Genomic DNA, 20,101 nt, shown 5'->3' with positions numbered 1-20,101 from the left:
TCTGAAAACGAGCGATTAAAACAGAGATTAGCAAAACAATAACTATTTAGACAAATCACAGTTTGTTGAGATGATGATATAAAGTGAAAATACAGAATCTGGAGGAAATACATATCATGAATGATTTTGATACAATAACGAATCTGGCAATGGAATTACAATCAATAGCTCAAATTGGTCTGACTTATACGAAAGATATTTATGATAAAGAGCGTTTTGAGAGAATAAGAGAAATATCTGCAGAATTAATGGCAATAAAGACAGGATTTCCGATAGAAAAGGTGAAAGAATTATTTTGTAATGAAACAGGATATCAAACTCCTAAAATAGAAACAAGAGCAGTAATCTTTAAAGAAAATAGAATATTGCTTGTAAAAGAAAAGGGGAAATGGTCTCTTCCTGGTGGATGGGTTGACTATAATGAGTCAATTACTTCAAACACAATTAAAGAAGCTAAAGAGGAATCAGGATTAGATGTGAAACCAATAAGGATTATTGCGATACAAGATAGAAATAAACACAATGTTCCCCAATATGCTTATGGGATAGTTAAGGTCTTTGTTCTGTGTGAGGTATTGGGTGGAAGTTTCCAGCAAAACAATGAAACAACAGAAAGCAATTATTTTTCTCTTGAGAATTTACCTATTTTAGATGAGGATAAAAATGTTTACGAACAAATAAAAATGTGTTTTGACGCAATAAAAGATAATAAATGGCAAGTTGTTTTTGATTAAGGATTTTGCTAAATTCCAATTTGTCAAATTGAAAAGAAAGGAGAACGTATTGGACAGTATTTTGTGTATAATAAGTAAAGATTACTGTGAAATCAATGCTTTGAAACATATTATACAGTCATTTACTAAATATAAATAAAGGAGTGATAATTATGGAAAATGAAATCGATATAGTTGTATTGATGCCTATGGAAGAAGGACAGATAAGTGAGTTAACGTCAGTTGCTCCAGGGGCTAACTTTATATTTTCTTCAGCAAAGGAAATAAATAAAGCAACTCTTGAAGATGCTCATATAATTATTGGGAACCCACCAGTTCATATGGTTAAGGAATGTAAAAAGTTAAAATGGGTACAACTTAATAGTGCAGGAGCTGATATGTTTGTTAAGGAAGGTATACTTCCAGAGGGAGTGAAATTAACTAATGCCACTGGCGCTTATGGATTAGCTATATCAGAGCACATGATAGGGGTTTTACTTTCTATATATAAAAAGTTATATCTTTATAGGGATAATCAAAACAATAATCTTTGGAAGGATGAAGGTGAAGTTAAATCTATTTATGGATGCACTGCTCTAATTATAGGACTTGGAGATATTGGAGGAGAATTTGCAAAGAGAGTTAAAGCACTAGGTGGATATACTATAGGAATAAGAAGAAGTGATACTAGTAAACCTGAATACTTAGATGAGCTATATCTTATGGATAAAATTGATGAGGTATTACCGAAGGCGGATGTGGTAGCACTAAGTCTACCAGGAACTAAGGAAACCTATAAATTATTTTCTAAAGAGAGAATTGCTAAAATGAAAAAAGATTCAGTGCTTTTAAATGTAGGTAGAGGTACTGCTATAGATACAGAAGCTCTTTGTGATGCTTTAGAAGAGGGAAGGCTTTTAGGGGCTGCCTTAGATGTAACGGACCCTGAGCCATTATCAAAGGATCATAGAATTTGGGATATAAAAAATGCTATAATTACACCTCATATTTCTGGAGATTATCATCTAAAGGAAACCCATGAACGTATAGTCAGAATTGCTACTCACAATTTAGAGTGCTTTATAAAGGGAAAAGAACTTAAAAATATAGTTGATTTTTCTACAGGATATAGAGACTTAAAGACAAAGTAATCCTAGAAATTTATTTACACAGTAAGGTAAGGGAGAGAGATACAATGGATAAACTTTATTATAAAGATCAATACATGAAGGAATTTGTGGCTGAATTAGAAAGAGTTGAAGAAAGAGATGGGAAATTCCATGTAGTTCTAGATAAAACAGCTTTTTTCCCAGGTGGTGGAGGTCAATTTTGTGATTTAGGACTTATAGAAAATGAACCTGTACTGGATGTTTATGAAGAAGAAGGTGTAGTATATCATGTTCTTAATAAGAAACCTATAAAGCTTCATAAACTAAAGTGCTCTATAGATTGGGAAAGAAGAAGGGATGGAATGGACCAACACCTCGGTCAGCATGTGTTATCAGGATGTTTTTATAAGATATTCAATGCAAATACAGTAGGTTTTCACATGGGAAGGGAGATATGTACTGTAGATATAGAGGGAATATTAGAAGAAGAGAAGATAAGAGAAGCTGAGAGAGCTGCAAACTTAATTATAGGAGATAATCTTCCAGTAGAATTTTTAGTTCCAGATAAAAAGGAGTTAAAGAAAATGGGATTAAGAAGAGCATTACCTAATACTAATGAAGAAATAAGAGTTGTTAAGATTGCAGATTTGGATATTAATGCTTGTTGTGGAGTACATCCAAGCTCTACTTTAGAACTTAGAATGATTAAAGTGAGAAGATGGGAAAAGCACAAAGGAGCAACGAGAATAGAATATGTATCAGGAAAAAGAGCTGTGGAAGATTCCTTTAAAAAGGATAGATTTACTACCAGCGTATGTAGATATTTAAATGCTAGCGAAGACGAAGCTATAAATGGAATTAAGAATTTGAATGAAAAGCTTAAAGAAGTTTTAGATAAGAATAAAAAATTAAGTGAAGAAGTAGCCGCCTATGAAGTAAAAGATATGGTTGACCAAGGTGAAAAAATTGGTGATATAACTATAGTTAAGAAAATATATGATAATGAAGATACAAAGTATGTTAATAAGGTTACTTCAAAGATTATAGAAAATGACAATACTATAGCTTTAATGGCCATTAAAAATGGGGAAAGAGCAAATATTATCTTTGCTGCATCAAAGGATTTTAAAGGAATATCTATGAATGAACTTTTAAAAGATGCAATTACATTAATTGATGGTAAAGGTGGTGGAAGTAGCCATCAAGCTCAAGGTGGTGGAAAAAATAATAGTAATCTCCATGGAGCTCTAGATTATGCTATAAATAAAATAAAAAATAAATAACAAAGCAAAGAGCAGAATTCATTTTAGGTTACATTAACATTTTATAATTGAGTACATAATATATACGTATACAATATTATGGTGGAGTAATTATGAAATATGTAAAAGGTACATTAAGGGCAGTTAAAGGTAGATTAAACTCTATAAACATGAGAATAAAGGATGCATATAGGAGTGACTATAATACAACAGTGACACAACGAGTAAATTCAAAAGGATTGAAAAGTAATACTGAATATTTAATATATGTAGAGCTTAATAAATTTAAGACTAATGTATTTAAAAAGAGTGGTAATCAGTGGTCCTTATTAAAGTCTTATATATGCTCAATAGGAAAACCGTCTACACCAACTATAAAAGGTACCTTTAAGGTTGGTATAAAAGGCCCATACTTTGGGGTAGAGCACGGTTATATATGCTATTATTATACACAAATCAAGGGGAATTATCTTTTTCATTCTATAATATATAATTTAGATGGAACAGTGAGAGATGGAAGATTAGGTATGAGGATTTCAGATGGATGTATAAGACTTGCAAAGGAAAATGCAAAATGGATATACGATAATGTTCCAAAGGGAAGTACTATTTATATAGAATAGGTTAGGAATCTTCAAAAAATAAATAAGTCAGAATGCTCGTCTATTTTGTATTATACTGCGTCAACAGAACCATTAGATAGTGCTACTATCTGCGGAACCTGTTTCCTTGTCTAACTCAAATATACTTCCCATCTTTGACTTATTATTTATTTTCAGATGCCTTAATTAAAAGGGATTTTCACAAAATAAGCTAAATCTTAGATAAATGCTGAGCATGCACTTATATTAAAGTGTAAGCTCAGTATTTTATAAAGATTATTAAATTATTTTGTGAAAGTTCTTTTTTATTTAGAAAACTGTTAAAAATAAGTTATAAAGAGTACTATTAATCCCTTGAAGTTTTGTTATAATTGTTATATTATATATATAACAGTTATAACAAATAAGGTGGTATGTAGAATGTTAAAGATAAATAATTTTTCAAAGGCCTATAGCAATAGTAAAAAAGCAGTAGATAATATATCTCTTGAAGTGAAACCTGGAGAAATATTCGGATTTATTGGTCATAATGGTGCAGGTAAAACTACTACTATTAAAGCAGTAGTAGGAATTTTAGATTTTGAAGAAGGTGAGATTTTAGTAAATGGTAAGTCTATAAAATCTAATCCAATAGAATGTAAGAAAGATATAGCTTATATTCCTGATAATCCAGATTTATATGATTCTTTAACTGGTATTCAATATTTAAATTTTATAGGAGATATTTTTAAGGTGTCAAAGGAAGAAAAAGAATCACTTATAAAGAAGTATAGTGAAGCCTTTGAGCTTACAAAGTCTTTAGGAGATTTAATTTCATCCTACTCTCATGGTATGAAGCAAAAGTTAGCTCTTATATCAGCATTTATTCATAGGCCTAAATTATTAGTTTTAGATGAACCCTTTGTTGGACTAGACCCTAAAGCTGCACATATTTTGAAAGAATTCATGAGGGAGCTATGTAATGAAGGTGGAGCTATATTTTTCTCTACCCATGTACTAGAAGTTGCTGAAAAATTATGTGATAAAATAGCTATCATTAAAGGTGGAAAGATAGTAGCTTCAGGAGATACCAATACAGTTAAGGGTGATGGTAGTCTAGAAGAAATATTTATGGAGTTGATTGACAATGAGTAATCTAAAAATTCTATTAAAAAATAGCATTATGAACAATTGGGGAATAAATAAGTTCCTAAAAGAAGAATCAAAGAGTGAAAGAATAAAAAATATTTCAATATTTTTGGCAATATTACTAGGAATATTTTCCGTAGGTATGTTAATCGTAATGTATTCCTTAGCTATAGTAGATCAATTAGGACAATATGGATATTTAAGTCTTATTTTAATGAGTGCAATGATTCTTAGTACTATGTTTTCATTTTTTACCTCTGTATATAAGGCTCAGGGAGTTCTATTCTCTTCAAAAGATTTTGAAACTTTGATGAGTTTACCAATAAAGCCTAGTATAATCTTAGCTAGCAAGATGATTGAATTATTATTATTAAACTATTTATTTGTAGCCTTAGTAACAATTCCACCATCTATAGTTTATTTTATGAAGGCTGACACCAGTATATTATTTTTTATTTATTTATTAATAGGTATAGTTTTTATTCCTCTTCTACCTATAGTTTTAGCAGCTATCATAGCCTTTGCTATTAGCTATATATCTTCAAGGATGAAGCATAAAGCTCTAATTCTAAATATGGGAACTTTGATAGTTGTAATTATAATTGTGATAGGTTCATTTAAAATAGATAAAATCATAAATATGGTCATAGCAAACAGTGCATCTATAATTGAAGGAATAAAAACTATTTATCCACCTTCTTATTATTTTACTGATGCTTTAGCTAGTTTAAATTTATTATCCATGGTTAAGCTTATTCTATGGTCAATAATTCCATTTATATTATTCTTAATAGTCTTTGGTAGAAGCTTTAAATCAATAAATTTAAGATTAGGAGAAACCTTTAAAAAATCTAATTATAAGTTAACAACTTTAAAATCTAATACATTGAGGGGAGCACTAATCAAGAAAGAATTTAAGAGATATTTTTCATCTTCTATATATGTAACTAACACAATAATAGGGGTAGTTTTAGTAACGGTAGCTGCCGTGGCTTGCTTAATTATGGGAGGAGACTTCGTGCTAGATCAGATGGCACAATCTAGTGATACAGACATTCAGGCAATAGCACCATTATTAAAACAGGTAATGCAATTTGCACCACTTATAATAATATCTTTTGGTGTAGGATTGACCTGCACTACGGGCTCAGCTATATCTATTGAAGGAAAGAATCTATGGATTTTAAAATCTTCTCCACTAGAAGTTAAAGATATATTTATAAGTAAGATAGCTGTTAATATTATTTTACTAGTACCTGCAATAATCTTTGATACAATTATGCTTGCTATAGCTTTTGATTTAACTTTAATAAATTTTATGTGGACTATATTAATTCCAACACTACTCGCAATATTGGTGTCAGTAGGAGGGTTATTAATTAATTTATATTTTCCAAAGCTAGACTGGACTTCAGAAGTACAAGTAGTAAAGCAAAGTTTAAGTTCCATGATAAGTATCCTTATGGGAGGAGTACTTGTAGCTGTGACTATTTTTGTAACTATAGGAATTAATAAGGTTTTTGCAATTACAAATGTTAATTTATATTTAGGAGTTATAGCATTATTATTATTTCTTTTGATATTATTAGTATATGCATTATTAAAAACTAAGGGAGAAAAGTTGTTTAATAGATTAAGCAGCTAAATAGGAGATGAGGCTTTGATTTTAAAAATAGATTTTGATTCGGAAATACCTATATACGTCCAGATAAAGAATCAGGTAGTAGAAGGGATAGCTAAGGGAGAGTTAGAAGAAAGTGAGGAACTTCCTTCTGTTAGGGGACTGGCCGATGATGTTGGAGTGAATATGCACACTGTGAATAAGGCATATTCTCTTTTAAAGGATGATGGCTATATTAAAATAGATAGAAGAAAGGGTGCTTTCATATCTCTTAACTTAAAAAATTCTGATGAAAGCTTTAAAGAAAACCTAAATTATGAACTAGAATATTATATGGCAGAGTGCTTCAATAGAGGCATAAGTAAAGAGGATATAAAGATTTATATTGATACCATTTTTAGTGGTTTTAAGAAGGAGGATAGATAATATGGATAGATGGTTATTCTTAGCATTTATGAACTCCTTGCTTTTAGTTATATTTCTAATTAGCTATTTTATAAATAAAACATCTAATAATGGTATTTTCTTTGGGGTGAGATTTCCCAAGGAATATCAAGGAGAAAAGGAACTAAAGGATATAGAAAAATCCTATAGAAAAGTTATATCTACTATCTTCTTAATCATGTTTATAGGGGTGAACATCCTATTCTTTAATCTTAATAGCTACAGTGAAGATATCCTAGGAGCTATAATGGGTATAACAACTGTGGGAAGTCTAGTAATAAGCTTTTTAGTGTATTTACCATATTATAAAAAGACTAAAATATTAAAAAAAGATAGAAACTGGACCTATGCTAAAAGAAATGTAGTAGTTGTAGAAACTACTTTAAGAAAGCCTAAAAAAGATGAGAAAATAAAACCTATAGATTCAAAATGGTTTCTAATGTTATTTTTATTTCCATTAATAAGTATTGGATTAACTATGTATAAATATGATGCATTACCTAAGATAATGGAAATACCTTATACTAGCTTTGGTGAATTTAATAAAGATACCTTAAGAGGATTTCTTATAATATATCAATTTCCAATGGTTCAGATTTTCTTAGCAACATTATTATATGGAATAAATAAAGTAATCATTAGTTCTAAGGTTGATTTAAATAGTGGAAGTATTGAAAAAGCTATTACGCGAAAAAAGAAGTTTAAAAAAATGGGATCAATAATAATAATGATAATGGCACTTGAAACACTCATTTTATTTTCATTAATTCAGGCATCTATATTATTCAATTTTGATTCAATGATAATTAACTATATATTTATGATAATTCAGATGATAACTATAATTATATTTATCATTGTTTTTATAAAGGTTGGTCAGGGTGGAAGAAATATAACCACAAAAGATGAAAAAGATGAGCTATATAAAGATGATGATGATAAGTGGATATTAGGAAGCATATATTACAACAAAAATGATCCAGCTTGGATGGTAGAGAAAAGGTTAGGTGTGGGTTGGACTGTAAACTTTGCTCATCCAAAGTCTTGGGTAGCTGTAGGCGGACTTGTTGTATTTATAATAGGTAGTATAGTTATGTCTATATTACTTAAGTAAAATGAATTCATGTGTTTTAAATATTATTAAAAATAAAGCTAGAATTAAAGGAGCTACTAAAATGTCAGAAATAAGTTTAATTTCAACGTAATGAAATTATAACTTTAGATGATTTAGTAGCTCCATAATTTTAAAAATTATGGTTCTTCAGTGTTATAGCGAAAATATAAGTTATCTAAGTCATCTTTTTTCATGAGCCTTTCAACTAAATAACCCATGATAATTACTCCAGGTACATTAATCATTAGTCTTGACAGGGTAAATACATAACCTATAGCAGAAATTTCAAAGAGTAATGTAGAAATTTTAGTAACACACCAAGCATTCATAAAAATAATGATATTACTAAATTTAACTCCTTTTTTCAAAAGCATTGCAGTAAAAGGAAATGCAGCATACATGGGTCCAGCAGCTATAGAGCCAATAAGAATAGCAATTAAAACACCAGTAAATCCAGAGTCCTTCCCCATGTATTTCATTAATGCTTCCCTTGGAACCCATACATCAATAAGGCCAAGAAGGATCATAATAGGTGGAAGTACTGATAACATCTGAATAAAGCTAGATTGAGCACTAATAAAGCTCTTAGCTCCTAAGTCCCAATTAAAGAAGAATACTAAGATAAGGATAAATAAACTTAAAAGGAAAAAGGAATATCGCTTTAGAAAGTTAAGTAGTTTAATCAAAACAAAGTCACCACCTTTCCAATGAAGAAAGCTACTATAAAGGCAAAGATAAAGGCTATAAAGTTTCTAAGAAAGGCAGCTTTTTTACCTATATATTTTGCTTCTAAGCTGTAAGTCATAATACCGACCATAGTAAGTGTGGAAATTAAAGCGCCTACTTGGGGATAACCGGCTCCACTTTCAAGTAGGGTATTGCCTAAAGAAAAAGCTACAAAGGTAGGCATCATAGTTATTGAGCCTATAAGAGAAGAAATAATAACTCCTAAGAATCCAGAATTTGATCCAATTAATTTAGATATTGTATTAGCATCTACTATAGCAAGGAGAATTCCTACAGTGATAATGATACCTAGAAATTGAGGCATTATATTTTCAAAGGATTTAAGGGAAATTTTAAGAGCCTTAATAGTTTTCTTCTTATCTTTAATTATAGAAAGAAGAAGTAGTATTAAAGCTAAAGTATATAGAATAACACCTGTCATAACATCACTTCCAATAAGTATATAAAATATATTATGCTATTTAAAATAATTAGGTTACCTAATCTATAGTATATTATTTATATGTGTTTGTAAGTTATAATAAATATTATGGTGAAGTATGAAAATATGTTGATGATAAATAATATAGTAGGTATAAAGACTAAACATTACTAATTCAAAATTTAAATATAAGAAATAAAACAAATTATACTAATGAGGGAAGAAAGATTATGGAGATATTTACAATAGGACATTCTAATTATACTGTAGAGAAGTTAATTCATATGTTAAGACATTATAACATTGACTGTGTAGTAGATATTAGAGGAACTCCTTATTCAAAGTATAATATTCAATTTGACAAAGAAACCATAAGGCAAACTTTGACAAAGGAAGGCTTTATTTATATCTATATGGCTAAGGAATTAGCTGCTAAGAGAGAAAATAAGATATCCTACTATGATGAAGGTTATTCAGACTTTGAGAAGGTAGTATATGAAGAAGACTTTATAAAAGGTGTTGAAAGATTAAAAAATGGATGTGAAAAGGGATATAGAATAGCATTGCTTGGAGCTATGCAAGATCCTATAAGATGTCATAGAAGCATCTTGGTTGGAAGGGCTTTAAGAGATAATGGATTCACAGTAAGACATATATTAGATGATTACTCTCTAGCTTCTCAAGAAGATATGGAAAGAAATCTATTAGATAAATATTTTAGTGGTAGAGATCAAATTACTATAGATAATATCCTTGGAACAGCACCCGCAGAGAAAGAATTAATAGAAGAAGGTTATCGATTGGCCAATAAAGAAATTGGCTATAGAATTGAACATTTAAAATGATAATATTTATAAAATAATATAAGGGGTTTTCTTTGGAAAAAGCCCCTTATATTATTGGTTAAAAATCTTAGATTTTTATTACTTATGCTTCGAGAATTTCTTCTTCATTACAGGTAGTATCATTTTTATCCACTATAAGATTATAAGTTAAACCTATAAGAACTAAGATACCTCCAATAATCTTTCCAATAGGTACTGTACCTATGGTGATATAGTCAATTATTATACCCGTAAATAGTTGACCGATAAATATAAATAGAGTTAGATAAAAAGAAGATATTCTAGGAGTCATATAGTTGGAAATAACTATGGTGATAACTCCTAAAAGACCACCTAGATATGCTAAGAACGGTATTGAGTGAAAGTTGCTAAGGGAGGAAGGAAAGGTTTCCTTGCTGAATATAAGAAATATTATTGAGAACAGTAATCCAACCACATAGTTAAAAAAAGTTCCTTGAAATATGCCAATTCTTTCAGCTAAATTAGAATTTATAGTCCTACCTATAACAATAGTTACTCCAGCTAAAATAGAAATTATAATATATATCATTATTTGCCCTTAATAAAGCTACTGTAAAATAACTTTATTAAAGTTCACCTCCTAGTATTATTTAAAAACAGTCATAACAATGATACCTACAATCATAATTGATAATCCTATGAATTTTTTACCATTGAATTTAATCTTTTTCATTCCAAGTAAGCCATAGTTATCTATTACAATTGAAGAAATTGCTTGCCCCAGTAGTCCTAGAGAAATGCTTAAGGAAGCACCAAGAGCTACAAAACTTATATTGCTAAAAAGAACTGTAAATACACCTACTGCACCAGCGCTATACCATAGAATAGGAATGTTCTTTTCAATTTTTAACTTTGACTTAGTAGCAAATAATACAATAATAATAGTAATTAAACCAACTATATGAATAATTACAGTAGAAGAATAGTTTCCTACAGTATTAGATAAGGTTCCATTAAATACAAGCATTACCGAGATTAATGCACCTATAAATACAGAAATCAAAATATTCATGACAAGCCTCCTTTTATTTATATATTGAATTTAGCATAAAGTAGTTGAGAATAACTATGACATATGTCATAGTTGTATTAAGAAAACATATAAAATAATGAATAGTTATAATAAATGATTTTACTAAAGTAATTTATAGCATTAGGCATCTGAAAATAAATAATAAGTCAAAGATGGGAAGTATGTTTTGAATTAGACAAGGAAACAGGTTCCTTAGATAGTAGCACTACCTAAGGGTTCTGTTGACGCAGTATAATACAAAATAGACGAACATTCTGACTTATTTATTTTTGGAAGATGCCTTAATAAAAATAGGAGAATAATATGAAGAAAATAAAGAACCCAGAACTTGTAGATAAGTATATAAATAAATATAATATTGATGATATTTTTAGTACCAGTATGAGAGAGCATATGGAGTTATTTTACTTTAAAAGGAACGAATATATATGTAAAGAAGATGAGAATATAGACTATTTATTCTTTTTTGTAGAAGGAAAAGCAAAGATATATATTAGTCTAAAAAATGGTAAATCTCTTTTAATAAACTTTTATTATCCTTTTATGGTACTAGGAGATTTAGAGTTAATTAATCTTACAAAGGCAACCACTAACATGGAAGTCATAGAAGATGCCTATTGCATTGGATTACCTCTTAAGAAGGTAAGAGATGAGCTATTAAATGATGCTAAGTTTTTAAGGTTCATATGTAGTTCTTTAGGAAATAAAATGGATACTTCATCTAGAAATGGAACAATAAATTTACTATATCCCTTGGAAAACAGGTTAGCAAGTTATATGATGGCAACGAGAGGGAACGGAAATAGAATTCAATTTGATGAAACCTTAACAGAAATTGCGGAATTACTAGGCACTAGTTATAGACATCTATTGCGTACTATAAATAATCTAATAAATAAGGGAATATTAAAAAAAAGTAAGTATGGTTATGAGATTATTAATGAAGAAATGCTTAATAGTCTAGCTATAGATTTATATAAATAGGTAATTTGGATGGTATACATAAATATTTTAGGTTATATTAAATTCTAAAAGTGAAAAGTATTTAAAGAAAAGTTGCATTTAATTATTTACAAATATGTATATTTGATGTATACTTGGTATATATATTGATATAATAAAAATATAAATCAAATTTGAAAGGAGTTGTTGTATTATGATGAACATAGAAAGATTAATAATAGATGAATTTTATACAGCCGCTCCAAATTTAAGATTTAAATGTTAGTTTCAGTGGATTTATATTAATAATTATATTTAGTTTGCATGCTTAGAAATATAATAAGATTATAATCCTAAATTTATAACTATATTTAATTTGAACTTGTGCCTTGGAGTAGCTTAATCCAAGGTTTTTTTGTATGCAAAATAAAGTGTTTTAAGTTGCAAAGCTGCTACAGTAAGAATTTAAAGTGCATAAGTTCAAAGTATATTAAATAAAGTATAAAGTTAGAAAGAGGGATTATAAAGTTGAAAGAAAATAATTTAAATCAATATTCATTAGGTAGAGTGTATACTCAACATAGAAATTTATACAAAATAATATCTGAAAAGGGAGAAGTATCAGCTACCGTATCAGGAAAGTTACAATATGAATTAATTAATAAAAAGGACTATCCAGTAGTAGGAGATTGGGTTAATTTTGAAGAGCTAGGACATGGAGAAGGAATAATTCATAAGATTCAGGAAAGAAAAACTCTTATTTGTAGAAAGGTAGCAGGAGCTAAAAGTGAAGAACAGGTTTTAGCTGCAAATATAGATAAGATTTTTATAACAATGTCTTTAAATAATAATTTTAATCTAAGAAGACTTGAAAGATATATTAATATAGCATGGGATAGTGGTGCTACCCCTGTTATATTGTTAACTAAACTAGATTTATGTGAGGATTTAGAAGATAAGTTATTAGAATTAGATGAGGTGGCATTAGGTATAGATAAGATAAGTGTAAGTTCTTTAACTGGAGAAGGTGTAGAGGTAGTAAGAAGTCTTATAAAAAGTGATGACACTGTAGTTTTTATAGGATCTTCTGGTGTTGGAAAATCAACTATTATAAATAGATTGCTAGGAGAAGAAGTACAAATCACTAAAGAAGTTGGAGAGTATGATAAGGGAAGACATACTACAACTCATAGGGAGTTATTTGTATTACCAACAGGAGGAGCTATTATAGATACTCCAGGTATGAGAGAACTTCAGATAAGTCAGGGGGATGTAGAATCTACATTTAGGGATATAGAAGAGCTTGCATTAAAATGTCATTTTTCAGATTGTAAGCATAAAAGTGAACCTAAATGTGCTGTGCAAGAAGCTATTGAAAGAGGAGAATTATCTAGGGAAAGATTTGTAAGTTATGAAAAAATAAAAAGAGAAATAGCCAATGAAGAAAAACGAAGAAGGGCTAAAGAGCGAATAAATGAAAGAAAAACTAGAATAAGAAGATAAGTGATAAATATGTACTTTGAAAGTTGATGAAATTTTCTAAGAGCATAAATAATTTTATTAATATGTTCATGAAAGAAAAATTAGTATTAATATATTTATTATTCTAAAATAACCATACACATTTGTAGAAATATGTATGGTTATTTTAGAATAATAAATATGATATAATAAACTTATTAAATTGGATTAATATGGAGAGTAAAAATATGAAAATAACTACTGATAAGAAATTTTACAGATTGCTTTTTAGTATATCAATACCTATAGCTATACAGAACTTAATTACTTTTGCAGTAAGCATGGTAGATACCTTAATGGTGGGATCTTTAGGAGAGGTTCAATTATCGTCAGTAGCATTAGCAAATAATTTATTTTTTATTTTAATGATTCTACTTTTTGGACTAGCTAGTGGATCTAATATTATGATATCCCAATATTGGGGGAAGAAAGATGTGAATTCCATTCATAAGATACTTGCAATTATGTATAGAATTTGTACTGTTATAATAATTATATTTATATTAATAGCAGCACTTTTACCAACACAGTTTATGAGTATATTTTCTAATGATATGGCTGTTATTGAGGGAGGAGCTAGTTATCTTAGAATAGTTTGTGTAGGGTACATATTCTATGGTTTAACAAATTGTACAATAATGATGCTTCGTTCTGTGAAAACAGTAAAAATTTCAATGTTAGTATATAGTGTGTCATTAGCAGTAAATGCATTTTTTAACTGGATATTTATTTTTGGGAAATTTGGATTTCCAGTATTAGGAATAAGGGGAGCAGCTATAGCTACAGTTATGGCAAGAATTGCAGAATTTATAATAGTTTTAATATTTATGGTTTATTTTGAGAAGAAGATAAAGTTAAGGCCTAAGCATCTAATAAAGGTAGATAAGGTTATATTAAAGGATTATGTATCAACATGTACACCAGTATTATTTAATGAACTACTTTGGTCTACTGGGTCTTCAATGATTTCTGTTATTGTAGCAAAAATGGGAACAAGTACAGTAGCAGCTAATAGTATAAATGGAATTGCACAACAGTTTGTAACAGTGTTTATATTTGGATTATCTAATGCTGCAGCTGTTATAATTGGTAATACAATAGGCGAAGGTAAAAAGAATAAAGCCATGGAATATGCTTTTACCATAGGTGTATTTAGTGTAATTACAGGGCTTATTGCTAGCGGTATAATTTATATTATTAAGCCTATAATAGTAAATTTCTACAACGTTCCAGAAAGTACAAAACTAATCGCTATGGAAATAATGAGTGTAACCTCTATTATTGTTATATTCCAAGCTTTAGGAAGTAATATGATGATGGGCGTTCTAAGAGGTGGAGGGGACGCAAGATTTGTATTATTAAATGATATTGTATTTATGTGGTGCGTAGCTATTCCAGGAGGATTTATAGCAGTAGATTTATTAGGGTTACCTATTGTAGCTGTATTCTTTATAATTAGATCTGATGAGATAATAAAATCTTTGGTTAGTATAGTAAGAGTAAGTCGTGGAAAATGGGTAAGAGATGTAACTAGGGATTTTGCCATAGAAGAAGGGGAGTAATTAATACCTTATATTATAATAAAAATAGGGGGTTAAGAAATCTATGTACAAAGATTCAAGAGAAGAAGTATTAAATAGACTTAGAGAGGATCCAAATTACATAGACCAATTTGTAGAGTATGTGAGACAACAGCTAGTAAGTAACTCAGAGAATACTAAAAGTATATTAGATGAAGGTTTAAAAATATGTAATGAAAATAAAAATATCAGAGGAGTAGCTTGGTGTAGTGGAAATATAGGATGGTATTTTAATTATTCAGGTACATATGAAAAGGGAGTAGAGTGGCTTTTAAAAGCTAATACATTGTTTCAAAAGCTCGGAGATGAAGAAGGAAAATTGTATGTAGCAAATGGACTTATGAGTGCCTACTTTCAATTAGGATTATGTGAATTAAGCACTAAATGGGGAAAAGTTGCTTTGAAAATAGTAAAGGAAATAAAAGATGATAGGTTTTTTGCTATAATCTTAAATAATATTTGCATTAATTATTTGAATTTAGGAAAATATGAGGAAGCTAAAAGAATAATAGATTCATTGCAAGACATACCTTATGGAGATAAAGATACTATGAAAATAAGTATGTATCAAGTTATTGCAGAAATTGAATGTGAACTTGGTGATTTAGATAAGGCTATGAAATTTATTAATGAATCTATTGAAATTGGAGAAAAGCTAAATTATGAAATTGTAAGGAGTGAAGCTTTAAGGATTAGGGGGAAAATTAATTTTAAGGCTGGTAAGCACAAGGAAGCGGAAGCAGATTATTCAGAGGGATTAGATCATGCTATAAAAAGAGAATATTATGAAATTCAAGCTAATATACTAGAAGCTTGGGCTCAGGGTGATTTAATTAATGGTAAATATGATGAGGCTATCAGTAAGCTAGTAAGGGCTTTAGAAATATCTGAAAAAAATAAATGTGTACTAATTAATAGAAACATATATAATCAACTTTATTTATTAAACAAGAAGACTAATAACTATAAAGAATCATTAGAGTATTATGAGAAGTATGTTGGTATAAATAATGAGTTGAACTGTAAAACAAATGATTTAAGTCTTGCTGATTTGGAAAATGAAAAGAGTAAGCAAGAAGCAGCTATATTTAAATCACTATATGATGACATTAAAGTAATATCAACTATAGGTCAGAAAATAACTTCGGATCTTAATTTTGAGAAGATATTAGAAAATATACATAAGGAAATATCCATGATTATGGATGCTGAAGTAATTGGTGTTTCTATTCTTAAGGAATCAGAGAGAATTTTAGACTATGCTCTATTTATAGATAGAGGAAATAATCTAAATTTAAAAAATGTTCATGTAGAAGATGAAACTAGCATAGGAGCTTATTGTGTTAGAAATAGAAGTACTATTTTAATTAATGATTTGCATAATGACTATAAAAAATATGTACCAAAACTTAAGGTGAATGTAAGTGTTGATGATACTAAATCAGCTATGTATTGTCCTTTAATTTTAGAGGATAAGGTTAGAGGGTTTTTAAATGTACAAAGCTATAAGAAAAATGCATATACAGAAAATGATTTAAATAAATTAAAAATATTAGCATCTTATGTTGCTATAGCTTTGGAGAATTCTTATCTGTATAATAGAACTAAATATTTTTCTTCTCATGATTTCTTAACAGGATTATTATCAAGGATGGAAATTTTTGAAAAAGGAGAAAAAATCTTTAAAGAGCATGCTAGCGAAAGAAAGAAATTGGCAGTTATAATGATAGATATTGATGATTTTAAATTAATTAATGATAAGTATGGACATAGTTATGGCGATAGTGTCTTAAAGATGGTTGGAGGCATAATTAAAAATAATGTTAAAGACTATGGAATTGCAGGTAGGTATGGGGGTGAAGAATTTCTAGTGATTTTACAAGATATAAGTGAAAGAAAGGTTTATGCAATCTGTGAGAATATAAGAGCATCTATTGAAAGAGCTAATACATATTATGGAGAAAAATCTAAATTAAAAGTAACTTCTAGCCTAGGTATATTTATGTGTTCAGGTAAAGAGAAGAATATTGATCAATGTATTAATTTTGCAGATGAAGCATTATATATAGCCAAAGCAGAAGGAAAAAATAAACTTGTGAAATATGAAAATTATTCTTAGGGATATAAAACTACATAAGATTAATTAACTTAAAAATGTACATAAAAAGTATAAAAGTTATTCTATAATGATAATAGGAATTATTATAGAATAACTTTTTTATCTTATATAAAGTTCATGCTAACGAAGAAAATGATTTTCTATAAATTTAAAAGTTTCAGAAAGATCTAGATTGTCTACAGCACTTTTAAGTAATGGAACTTTTGAATAGTCATCAAGAGGGATTTTATATTTGAGTATAGGGTTTATTCTAAAGTAATTAGAACCTATAAGTTCCTTGCAATATAAGTCTTCTAGAGGTGTATTATTTAGTAGTATTGAAACCAGAGGGGTTTTAACGTTACACATAGGTCTAAGCATCCACTGGAGAGCACCCCAAGAGGACGTATCTGACTTTATTTGATTAAGTGTTGAGCCAGTACCAATAGATAATATACGAAAATCAGATAGTGAATGCTTAGGTTTAAGAAGCTTCATTACAGAAATCATAGAGGCAGCTGTAGGATCATTTACAACTACACCTCCATCTATAAAATTCTTGTAAGAAGGAAAATAAGTAGGAGCAGCAGAGCTAGCCAAGGCTACGTCTACAACCTTAGATGAGTATGTCGAACCACGGGAAAGGTTATTAAAAAATACAGATTGCCAGTTATCAGATGAAAAACCTTTTACATTAAAGGATGGGATGAATACATACTTTTCAAGGTCTCCAAGGGTAAGGTCCTCTGGGAATACAGATAATATCATTTTTCTTAAGTTTTTATTATTAAATTTAGGTCTAAAAAGGTTAAGATGAGCAGGAGAAAATATACTTCTTATAGTTTCATAGTTGTATAAGTTATCTACATAATTTCCATCCTTTCCAGAAGCTAGAGCTAAGGCTATTAAAGCTCCAGTAGAAGTTCCAGCAAATAAGTTTGTATATTTTAAGATATCAGGATATTTATTATAAATACGTTTTAATATACGTGTGGATAAAGCACCACGAATTCCACCACCGTCAAAGACAATAATTCTGAATGTAGACATTATATACCTCCATTTTAGTTTATATAATTATTGTATTAATGATTATGTATGTATGTGAATAAGTTATTACCTGTTTTAAAATATTGTTGATTTATAAATTAGTTAATTTTTATGGAGGTTTTTGAAATTACCTGGGGAATATTTAAATAAGCTAGATAATAATTAAATTAAAATAAAGATTGGTGAAGGATGGTGAAGACTGGGCTATGTTAAGTATATAGTACATAGCTAGAAGAAATATGAAAGATAGAAAAGTAAAAAATGTATTATTACCTAAAATTACATCAATAAATGAAGAGATTTATTCTTTAGAGAAGAATATAGATGATGAAGATTATTTTAATAATGTAATGGTGCTTAATTGTGACATGAGTAATGAGAGTGCATCCCATGTTGAAGTTTCAGAAGTTATTTTTAAAAATGTAGATTTTAAAAATGTAAAATTTCCACATATTGAATTAATAGATGTAAGGTTTGAAAATTGTGATTTATCAAATTCAAATTTAAATAATGGAATTCTTCATAGAGTAGAGATGATAAACTGTAAGCTTATAGGTATAGACTTGACAGATACAAATATTCAAAATGTTACGTTTAATCAGTGTAATGGCGACTATAGTAACATATCTTTCTCTACTCTTAAAAATGTAAACTTTATAGATTCATCCTTTAATAATGTGATTTTTGAAAGCAGTAAATGCAATAAGGTAGAATTTGAAAATGTAAATATGAGACAAATTGATATATCCAAGGCTATGGTAAAAGGTATTGATTTTACAAATAGTGATATAGAGGGACTAATTGGAGATGTAAGAGATTTATATGGAATAGTAGTTACACCAATGCAAGCACTATCACTTTCAAAAATTTTAGGTATTGTTATTAAGGAAGAGATGGATTAAAGAAACTGTTAGAGTAATGAATTAAAATTAGGATAATTAAAGTTAGGAGAAAACATATGATAACAATAATATCATCAACTAAATCTTTAGATTTTGAAAAAGAAATATTTATAGATGAAAGTACCGAGCCTGTATTTATGGATGAAGTAAGAGAATTAGTAGGTATAATTAAAAATTACAATGTAGAAGAAATAGCTAAGAGAATGAAAATTAGTAATAAGTTATCAAAGATAAATTATAATAGATTTCAAAGCTTTTATGACCAACAAGTAAATACTAGGCAGGCTATTTTTGCCTTTAGTGGGGAAGTATATAGAGCTATAAATCCTTTTGAATATGACGGATCAAACTTAGAGTTTGCACAAAAGCATATTAGAATTTTATCAGGATTATTTGGGGTCTTAAGACCTTTAGATAATATAAAAGAATATAGGCTAGAGATGGCTACCAAGTTAAGAGGTATACCTGAAGAAGATTTATATAAATTTTGGACAAAAAAGATTACTCAAAATATAGTTAATGATTTAAATCTTAAAGAAAATAGTACAATTTTAAATTTAGCCTCGCTGGAGTATTCTAAATCCATAGATAAAAGTAAGCTCGGTACTATTAATGTCTATGATGTTGAGTTTAAAGAAAATAGAGAGGGAAAATATAGGATTATAGGAACATATGCTAAGAGGGCTAGGGGGCTTATGGTAACTTATATTGTTAAAAATAATATACATACTATAGAGGATTTAAAGAATTTTAAAGAAGAAGGTTATTGTTACAATAAAGAATTAAGTGGCAATACTAAATTAGTTTTTACTAGAGAAATAATGCTTTAGGTCTACGACCTTAGTATTAAATAATGTGACATTATAAAAGAAATTAGGGGTGCATTAATTATAAAAAGTAGGGGATTAATAAAATATATAAAATAAAAACTTGTATTTAAAATACAAG

20 protein-coding genes are annotated in these 20,101 nt (G+C 28.8%); 15 read left to right on the top strand and 5 right to left on the bottom strand.

The window, feature by feature from the left end; translation table 11 throughout:
• The first annotated feature begins 116 nt into the window (after positions 1 to 116).
• The 8 genes from ABDZ93_RS15225 to ABDZ93_RS15190 all read left to right on the top strand — a co-directional run bounded on the left by ABDZ93_RS15225 (position 117) and on the right by ABDZ93_RS15190 (position 7,993).
• Positions 117 to 734, top strand: a complete 618-nt coding sequence (locus ABDZ93_RS15225) for an NUDIX hydrolase N-terminal domain-containing protein (RefSeq protein ID WP_343827313.1) — start codon at positions 117 to 119, stop codon at positions 732 to 734.
• A gap of 152 nt (positions 735 to 886) precedes the next feature.
• Positions 887 to 1,864, top strand: a complete 978-nt coding sequence (locus tag ABDZ93_RS15220) for a D-2-hydroxyacid dehydrogenase (RefSeq protein WP_343827312.1) — start codon at positions 887 to 889, stop codon at positions 1,862 to 1,864.
• Positions 1,865 to 1,908: 44 nt separating this feature from the next.
• Positions 1,909 to 3,105, top strand: coding sequence for an alanyl-tRNA editing protein (locus ABDZ93_RS15215; RefSeq protein ID WP_343827310.1), 1,197 nt, complete (start codon positions 1,909 to 1,911; stop codon positions 3,103 to 3,105).
• Between the two features lie 92 nt (positions 3,106 to 3,197).
• Positions 3,198 to 3,707 (top strand): L,D-transpeptidase, encoded by a 510-nt coding sequence (locus ABDZ93_RS15210; RefSeq protein WP_425544790.1) that lies wholly within the window; start codon positions 3,198 to 3,200, stop codon positions 3,705 to 3,707.
• 399 nt (positions 3,708 to 4,106) lie between these two features.
• Positions 4,107 to 4,820 carry an ABC transporter ATP-binding protein gene (locus ABDZ93_RS15205; protein WP_343827309.1) on the top strand — a complete coding sequence of 238 codons (714 nt, stop codon included), beginning with the start codon at positions 4,107 to 4,109 and terminating at the stop codon, positions 4,818 to 4,820.
• Positions 4,813 to 6,459, top strand: coding sequence for an ABC transporter permease (locus tag ABDZ93_RS15200; protein ID WP_343827308.1), 1,647 nt, complete (start codon positions 4,813 to 4,815; stop codon positions 6,457 to 6,459). Before ABDZ93_RS15205 ends, ABDZ93_RS15200 begins: the two co-directional genes overlap by 8 nt.
• 15 nt (positions 6,460 to 6,474) lie before the next feature.
• Positions 6,475 to 6,861 carry a GntR family transcriptional regulator gene (locus ABDZ93_RS15195; RefSeq protein ID WP_343827306.1) on the top strand — a complete coding sequence of 129 codons (387 nt, stop codon included), beginning with the start codon at positions 6,475 to 6,477 and terminating at the stop codon, positions 6,859 to 6,861.
• 1 nt (position 6,862) lies between these two features.
• Entirely contained in the window at positions 6,863 to 7,993 is a 1,131-nt protein-coding gene (locus ABDZ93_RS15190; protein WP_343827305.1) for a DUF1648 domain-containing protein, read from the top strand.
• Between the two features lie 137 nt (positions 7,994 to 8,130).
• Here the strand turns inward: ABDZ93_RS15190 and ABDZ93_RS15185 are convergent, their stop codons facing one another.
• The gene (locus ABDZ93_RS15185) at positions 8,131 to 8,622 is read right to left on the bottom strand and encodes a permease (RefSeq protein WP_425544795.1); all 492 of its coding nucleotides are present in this window, start codon (positions 8,620 to 8,622) and stop codon (positions 8,131 to 8,133) included.
• Positions 8,623 to 8,675: 53 nt separating this feature from the next.
• Positions 8,676 to 9,161, bottom strand: coding sequence for a permease (locus tag ABDZ93_RS15180; protein WP_343827302.1), 486 nt, complete (start codon positions 9,159 to 9,161; stop codon positions 8,676 to 8,678).
• A gap of 230 nt (positions 9,162 to 9,391) precedes the next feature.
• Here ABDZ93_RS15180 and ABDZ93_RS15175 point away from each other — a divergent pair, with 230 nt between their 5' ends.
• Positions 9,392 to 10,006: a DUF488 domain-containing protein gene (locus tag ABDZ93_RS15175; protein WP_343827301.1), complete on the top strand. Its 615-nt coding sequence runs from the start codon at positions 9,392 to 9,394 to the stop codon at positions 10,004 to 10,006.
• A gap of 82 nt (positions 10,007 to 10,088) precedes the next feature.
• Here ABDZ93_RS15175 and ABDZ93_RS15170 read toward each other — a convergent pair whose 3' ends face one another.
• Together ABDZ93_RS15170 and ABDZ93_RS15165 are read right to left on the bottom strand one after the other, a co-directional pair.
• Positions 10,089 to 10,556, bottom strand: coding sequence for a DMT family transporter (locus ABDZ93_RS15170; protein WP_343827300.1), 468 nt, complete (start codon positions 10,554 to 10,556; stop codon positions 10,089 to 10,091).
• A 57-nt stretch (positions 10,557 to 10,613) separates the two neighbouring features.
• On the bottom strand, positions 10,614 to 11,039 hold the full coding sequence (locus tag ABDZ93_RS15165) for a DMT family transporter (protein WP_343827298.1): 426 nt from the start codon (positions 11,037 to 11,039) through the stop codon (positions 10,614 to 10,616).
• A gap of 324 nt (positions 11,040 to 11,363) precedes the next feature.
• On the opposite strand from ABDZ93_RS15165, the gene yeiL reads away from it, so the two are divergent.
• From yeiL to ABDZ93_RS15145, 4 genes are all read left to right on the top strand, one after another.
• Complete coding sequence (gene yeiL, locus ABDZ93_RS15160) at positions 11,364 to 12,044, top strand: transcriptional regulator YeiL (RefSeq protein ID WP_343827297.1); 681 nt, start codon at positions 11,364 to 11,366, stop codon at positions 12,042 to 12,044.
• A gap of 486 nt (positions 12,045 to 12,530) precedes the next feature.
• Complete coding sequence (rsgA, locus tag ABDZ93_RS15155) at positions 12,531 to 13,505, top strand: ribosome small subunit-dependent GTPase A (RefSeq protein ID WP_343827296.1); 975 nt, start codon at positions 12,531 to 12,533, stop codon at positions 13,503 to 13,505.
• Positions 13,506 to 13,711: 206 nt separating this feature from the next.
• Entirely contained in the window at positions 13,712 to 15,085 is a 1,374-nt protein-coding gene (locus ABDZ93_RS15150) for an MATE family efflux transporter (protein ID WP_343827295.1), read from the top strand.
• Positions 15,086 to 15,128: 43 nt separating this feature from the next.
• Complete coding sequence (locus ABDZ93_RS15145; protein ID WP_343827293.1) at positions 15,129 to 17,222, top strand: sensor domain-containing diguanylate cyclase; 2,094 nt, start codon at positions 15,129 to 15,131, stop codon at positions 17,220 to 17,222.
• 120 nt (positions 17,223 to 17,342) lie between these two features.
• Here ABDZ93_RS15145 and ABDZ93_RS15140 read toward each other — a convergent pair whose 3' ends face one another.
• A complete protein-coding gene (locus tag ABDZ93_RS15140) occupies positions 17,343 to 18,251 on the bottom strand; it encodes a patatin-like phospholipase family protein (protein WP_343827292.1) in 909 nt (302 codons plus the stop codon).
• Between the two features lie 239 nt (positions 18,252 to 18,490).
• Here ABDZ93_RS15140 and ABDZ93_RS15135 point away from each other — a divergent pair, with 239 nt between their 5' ends.
• A complete protein-coding gene (locus ABDZ93_RS15135; RefSeq protein WP_343827291.1) occupies positions 18,491 to 19,153 on the top strand; it encodes a pentapeptide repeat-containing protein in 663 nt (220 codons plus the stop codon).
• 56 nt (positions 19,154 to 19,209) lie between these two features.
• Positions 19,210 to 19,983, top strand: coding sequence for a peroxide stress protein YaaA (gene yaaA, locus ABDZ93_RS15130; protein ID WP_343827289.1), 774 nt, complete (start codon positions 19,210 to 19,212; stop codon positions 19,981 to 19,983).
• The last annotated feature ends 118 nt before the right edge of the window (positions 19,984 to 20,101 follow it).

This window comes from Clostridium subterminale (genome assembly GCF_039521425.1).
GTDB classification, from domain to species: domain Bacteria; phylum Bacillota; class Clostridia; order Clostridiales; family Clostridiaceae; genus Clostridium_J; species Clostridium_J subterminale.
The sequence above is the reverse complement of the archived record's forward strand: the minus strand, read 5'-3'. Positions and strand labels throughout refer to the sequence as shown.

Bases quoted from the DNA above. Each gene is read 5' to 3' on its own strand.
- ABDZ93_RS15190 (WP_343827305.1), top strand. From the start codon at position 6,863: ATGGATAGATGGTTATTCTTAGCATTTATGAACTCCTTGCTTTTAGTT.
- ABDZ93_RS15175 (WP_343827301.1), top strand. From the start codon at position 9,392: ATGGAGATATTTACAATAGGACATTCTAATTATACTGTAGAGAAGTTA.
- yaaA (WP_343827289.1), top strand. From the start codon at position 19,210: ATGATAACAATAATATCATCAACTAAATCTTTAGATTTTGAAAAAGAA.
- ABDZ93_RS15225 (WP_343827313.1), top strand. From the start codon at position 117: ATGAATGATTTTGATACAATAACGAATCTGGCAATGGAATTACAATCA.
- ABDZ93_RS15140 (WP_343827292.1), bottom strand. From the start codon at position 18,251: ATGTCTACATTCAGAATTATTGTCTTTGACGGTGGTGGAATTCGTGGT.
- ABDZ93_RS15180 (WP_343827302.1), bottom strand. From the start codon at position 9,161: ATGACAGGTGTTATTCTATATACTTTAGCTTTAATACTACTTCTTCTT.
- ABDZ93_RS15215 (WP_343827310.1), top strand. From the start codon at position 1,909: ATGGATAAACTTTATTATAAAGATCAATACATGAAGGAATTTGTGGCT.
- ABDZ93_RS15150 (WP_343827295.1), top strand. From the start codon at position 13,712: ATGAAAATAACTACTGATAAGAAATTTTACAGATTGCTTTTTAGTATA.
- yeiL (WP_343827297.1), top strand. From the start codon at position 11,364: ATGAAGAAAATAAAGAACCCAGAACTTGTAGATAAGTATATAAATAAA.
- ABDZ93_RS15165 (WP_343827298.1), bottom strand. From the start codon at position 11,039: ATGAATATTTTGATTTCTGTATTTATAGGTGCATTAATCTCGGTAATG.
- ABDZ93_RS15210 (WP_425544790.1), top strand. From the start codon at position 3,198: ATGAAATATGTAAAAGGTACATTAAGGGCAGTTAAAGGTAGATTAAAC.
- ABDZ93_RS15145 (WP_343827293.1), top strand. From the start codon at position 15,129: ATGTACAAAGATTCAAGAGAAGAAGTATTAAATAGACTTAGAGAGGAT.
- ABDZ93_RS15135 (WP_343827291.1), top strand. From the start codon at position 18,491: ATGAAAGATAGAAAAGTAAAAAATGTATTATTACCTAAAATTACATCA.
- ABDZ93_RS15200 (WP_343827308.1), top strand. From the start codon at position 4,813: ATGAGTAATCTAAAAATTCTATTAAAAAATAGCATTATGAACAATTGG.
- ABDZ93_RS15205 (WP_343827309.1), top strand. From the start codon at position 4,107: ATGTTAAAGATAAATAATTTTTCAAAGGCCTATAGCAATAGTAAAAAA.
- ABDZ93_RS15170 (WP_343827300.1), bottom strand. From the start codon at position 10,556: ATGATATATATTATAATTTCTATTTTAGCTGGAGTAACTATTGTTATA.
- ABDZ93_RS15220 (WP_343827312.1), top strand. From the start codon at position 887: ATGGAAAATGAAATCGATATAGTTGTATTGATGCCTATGGAAGAAGGA.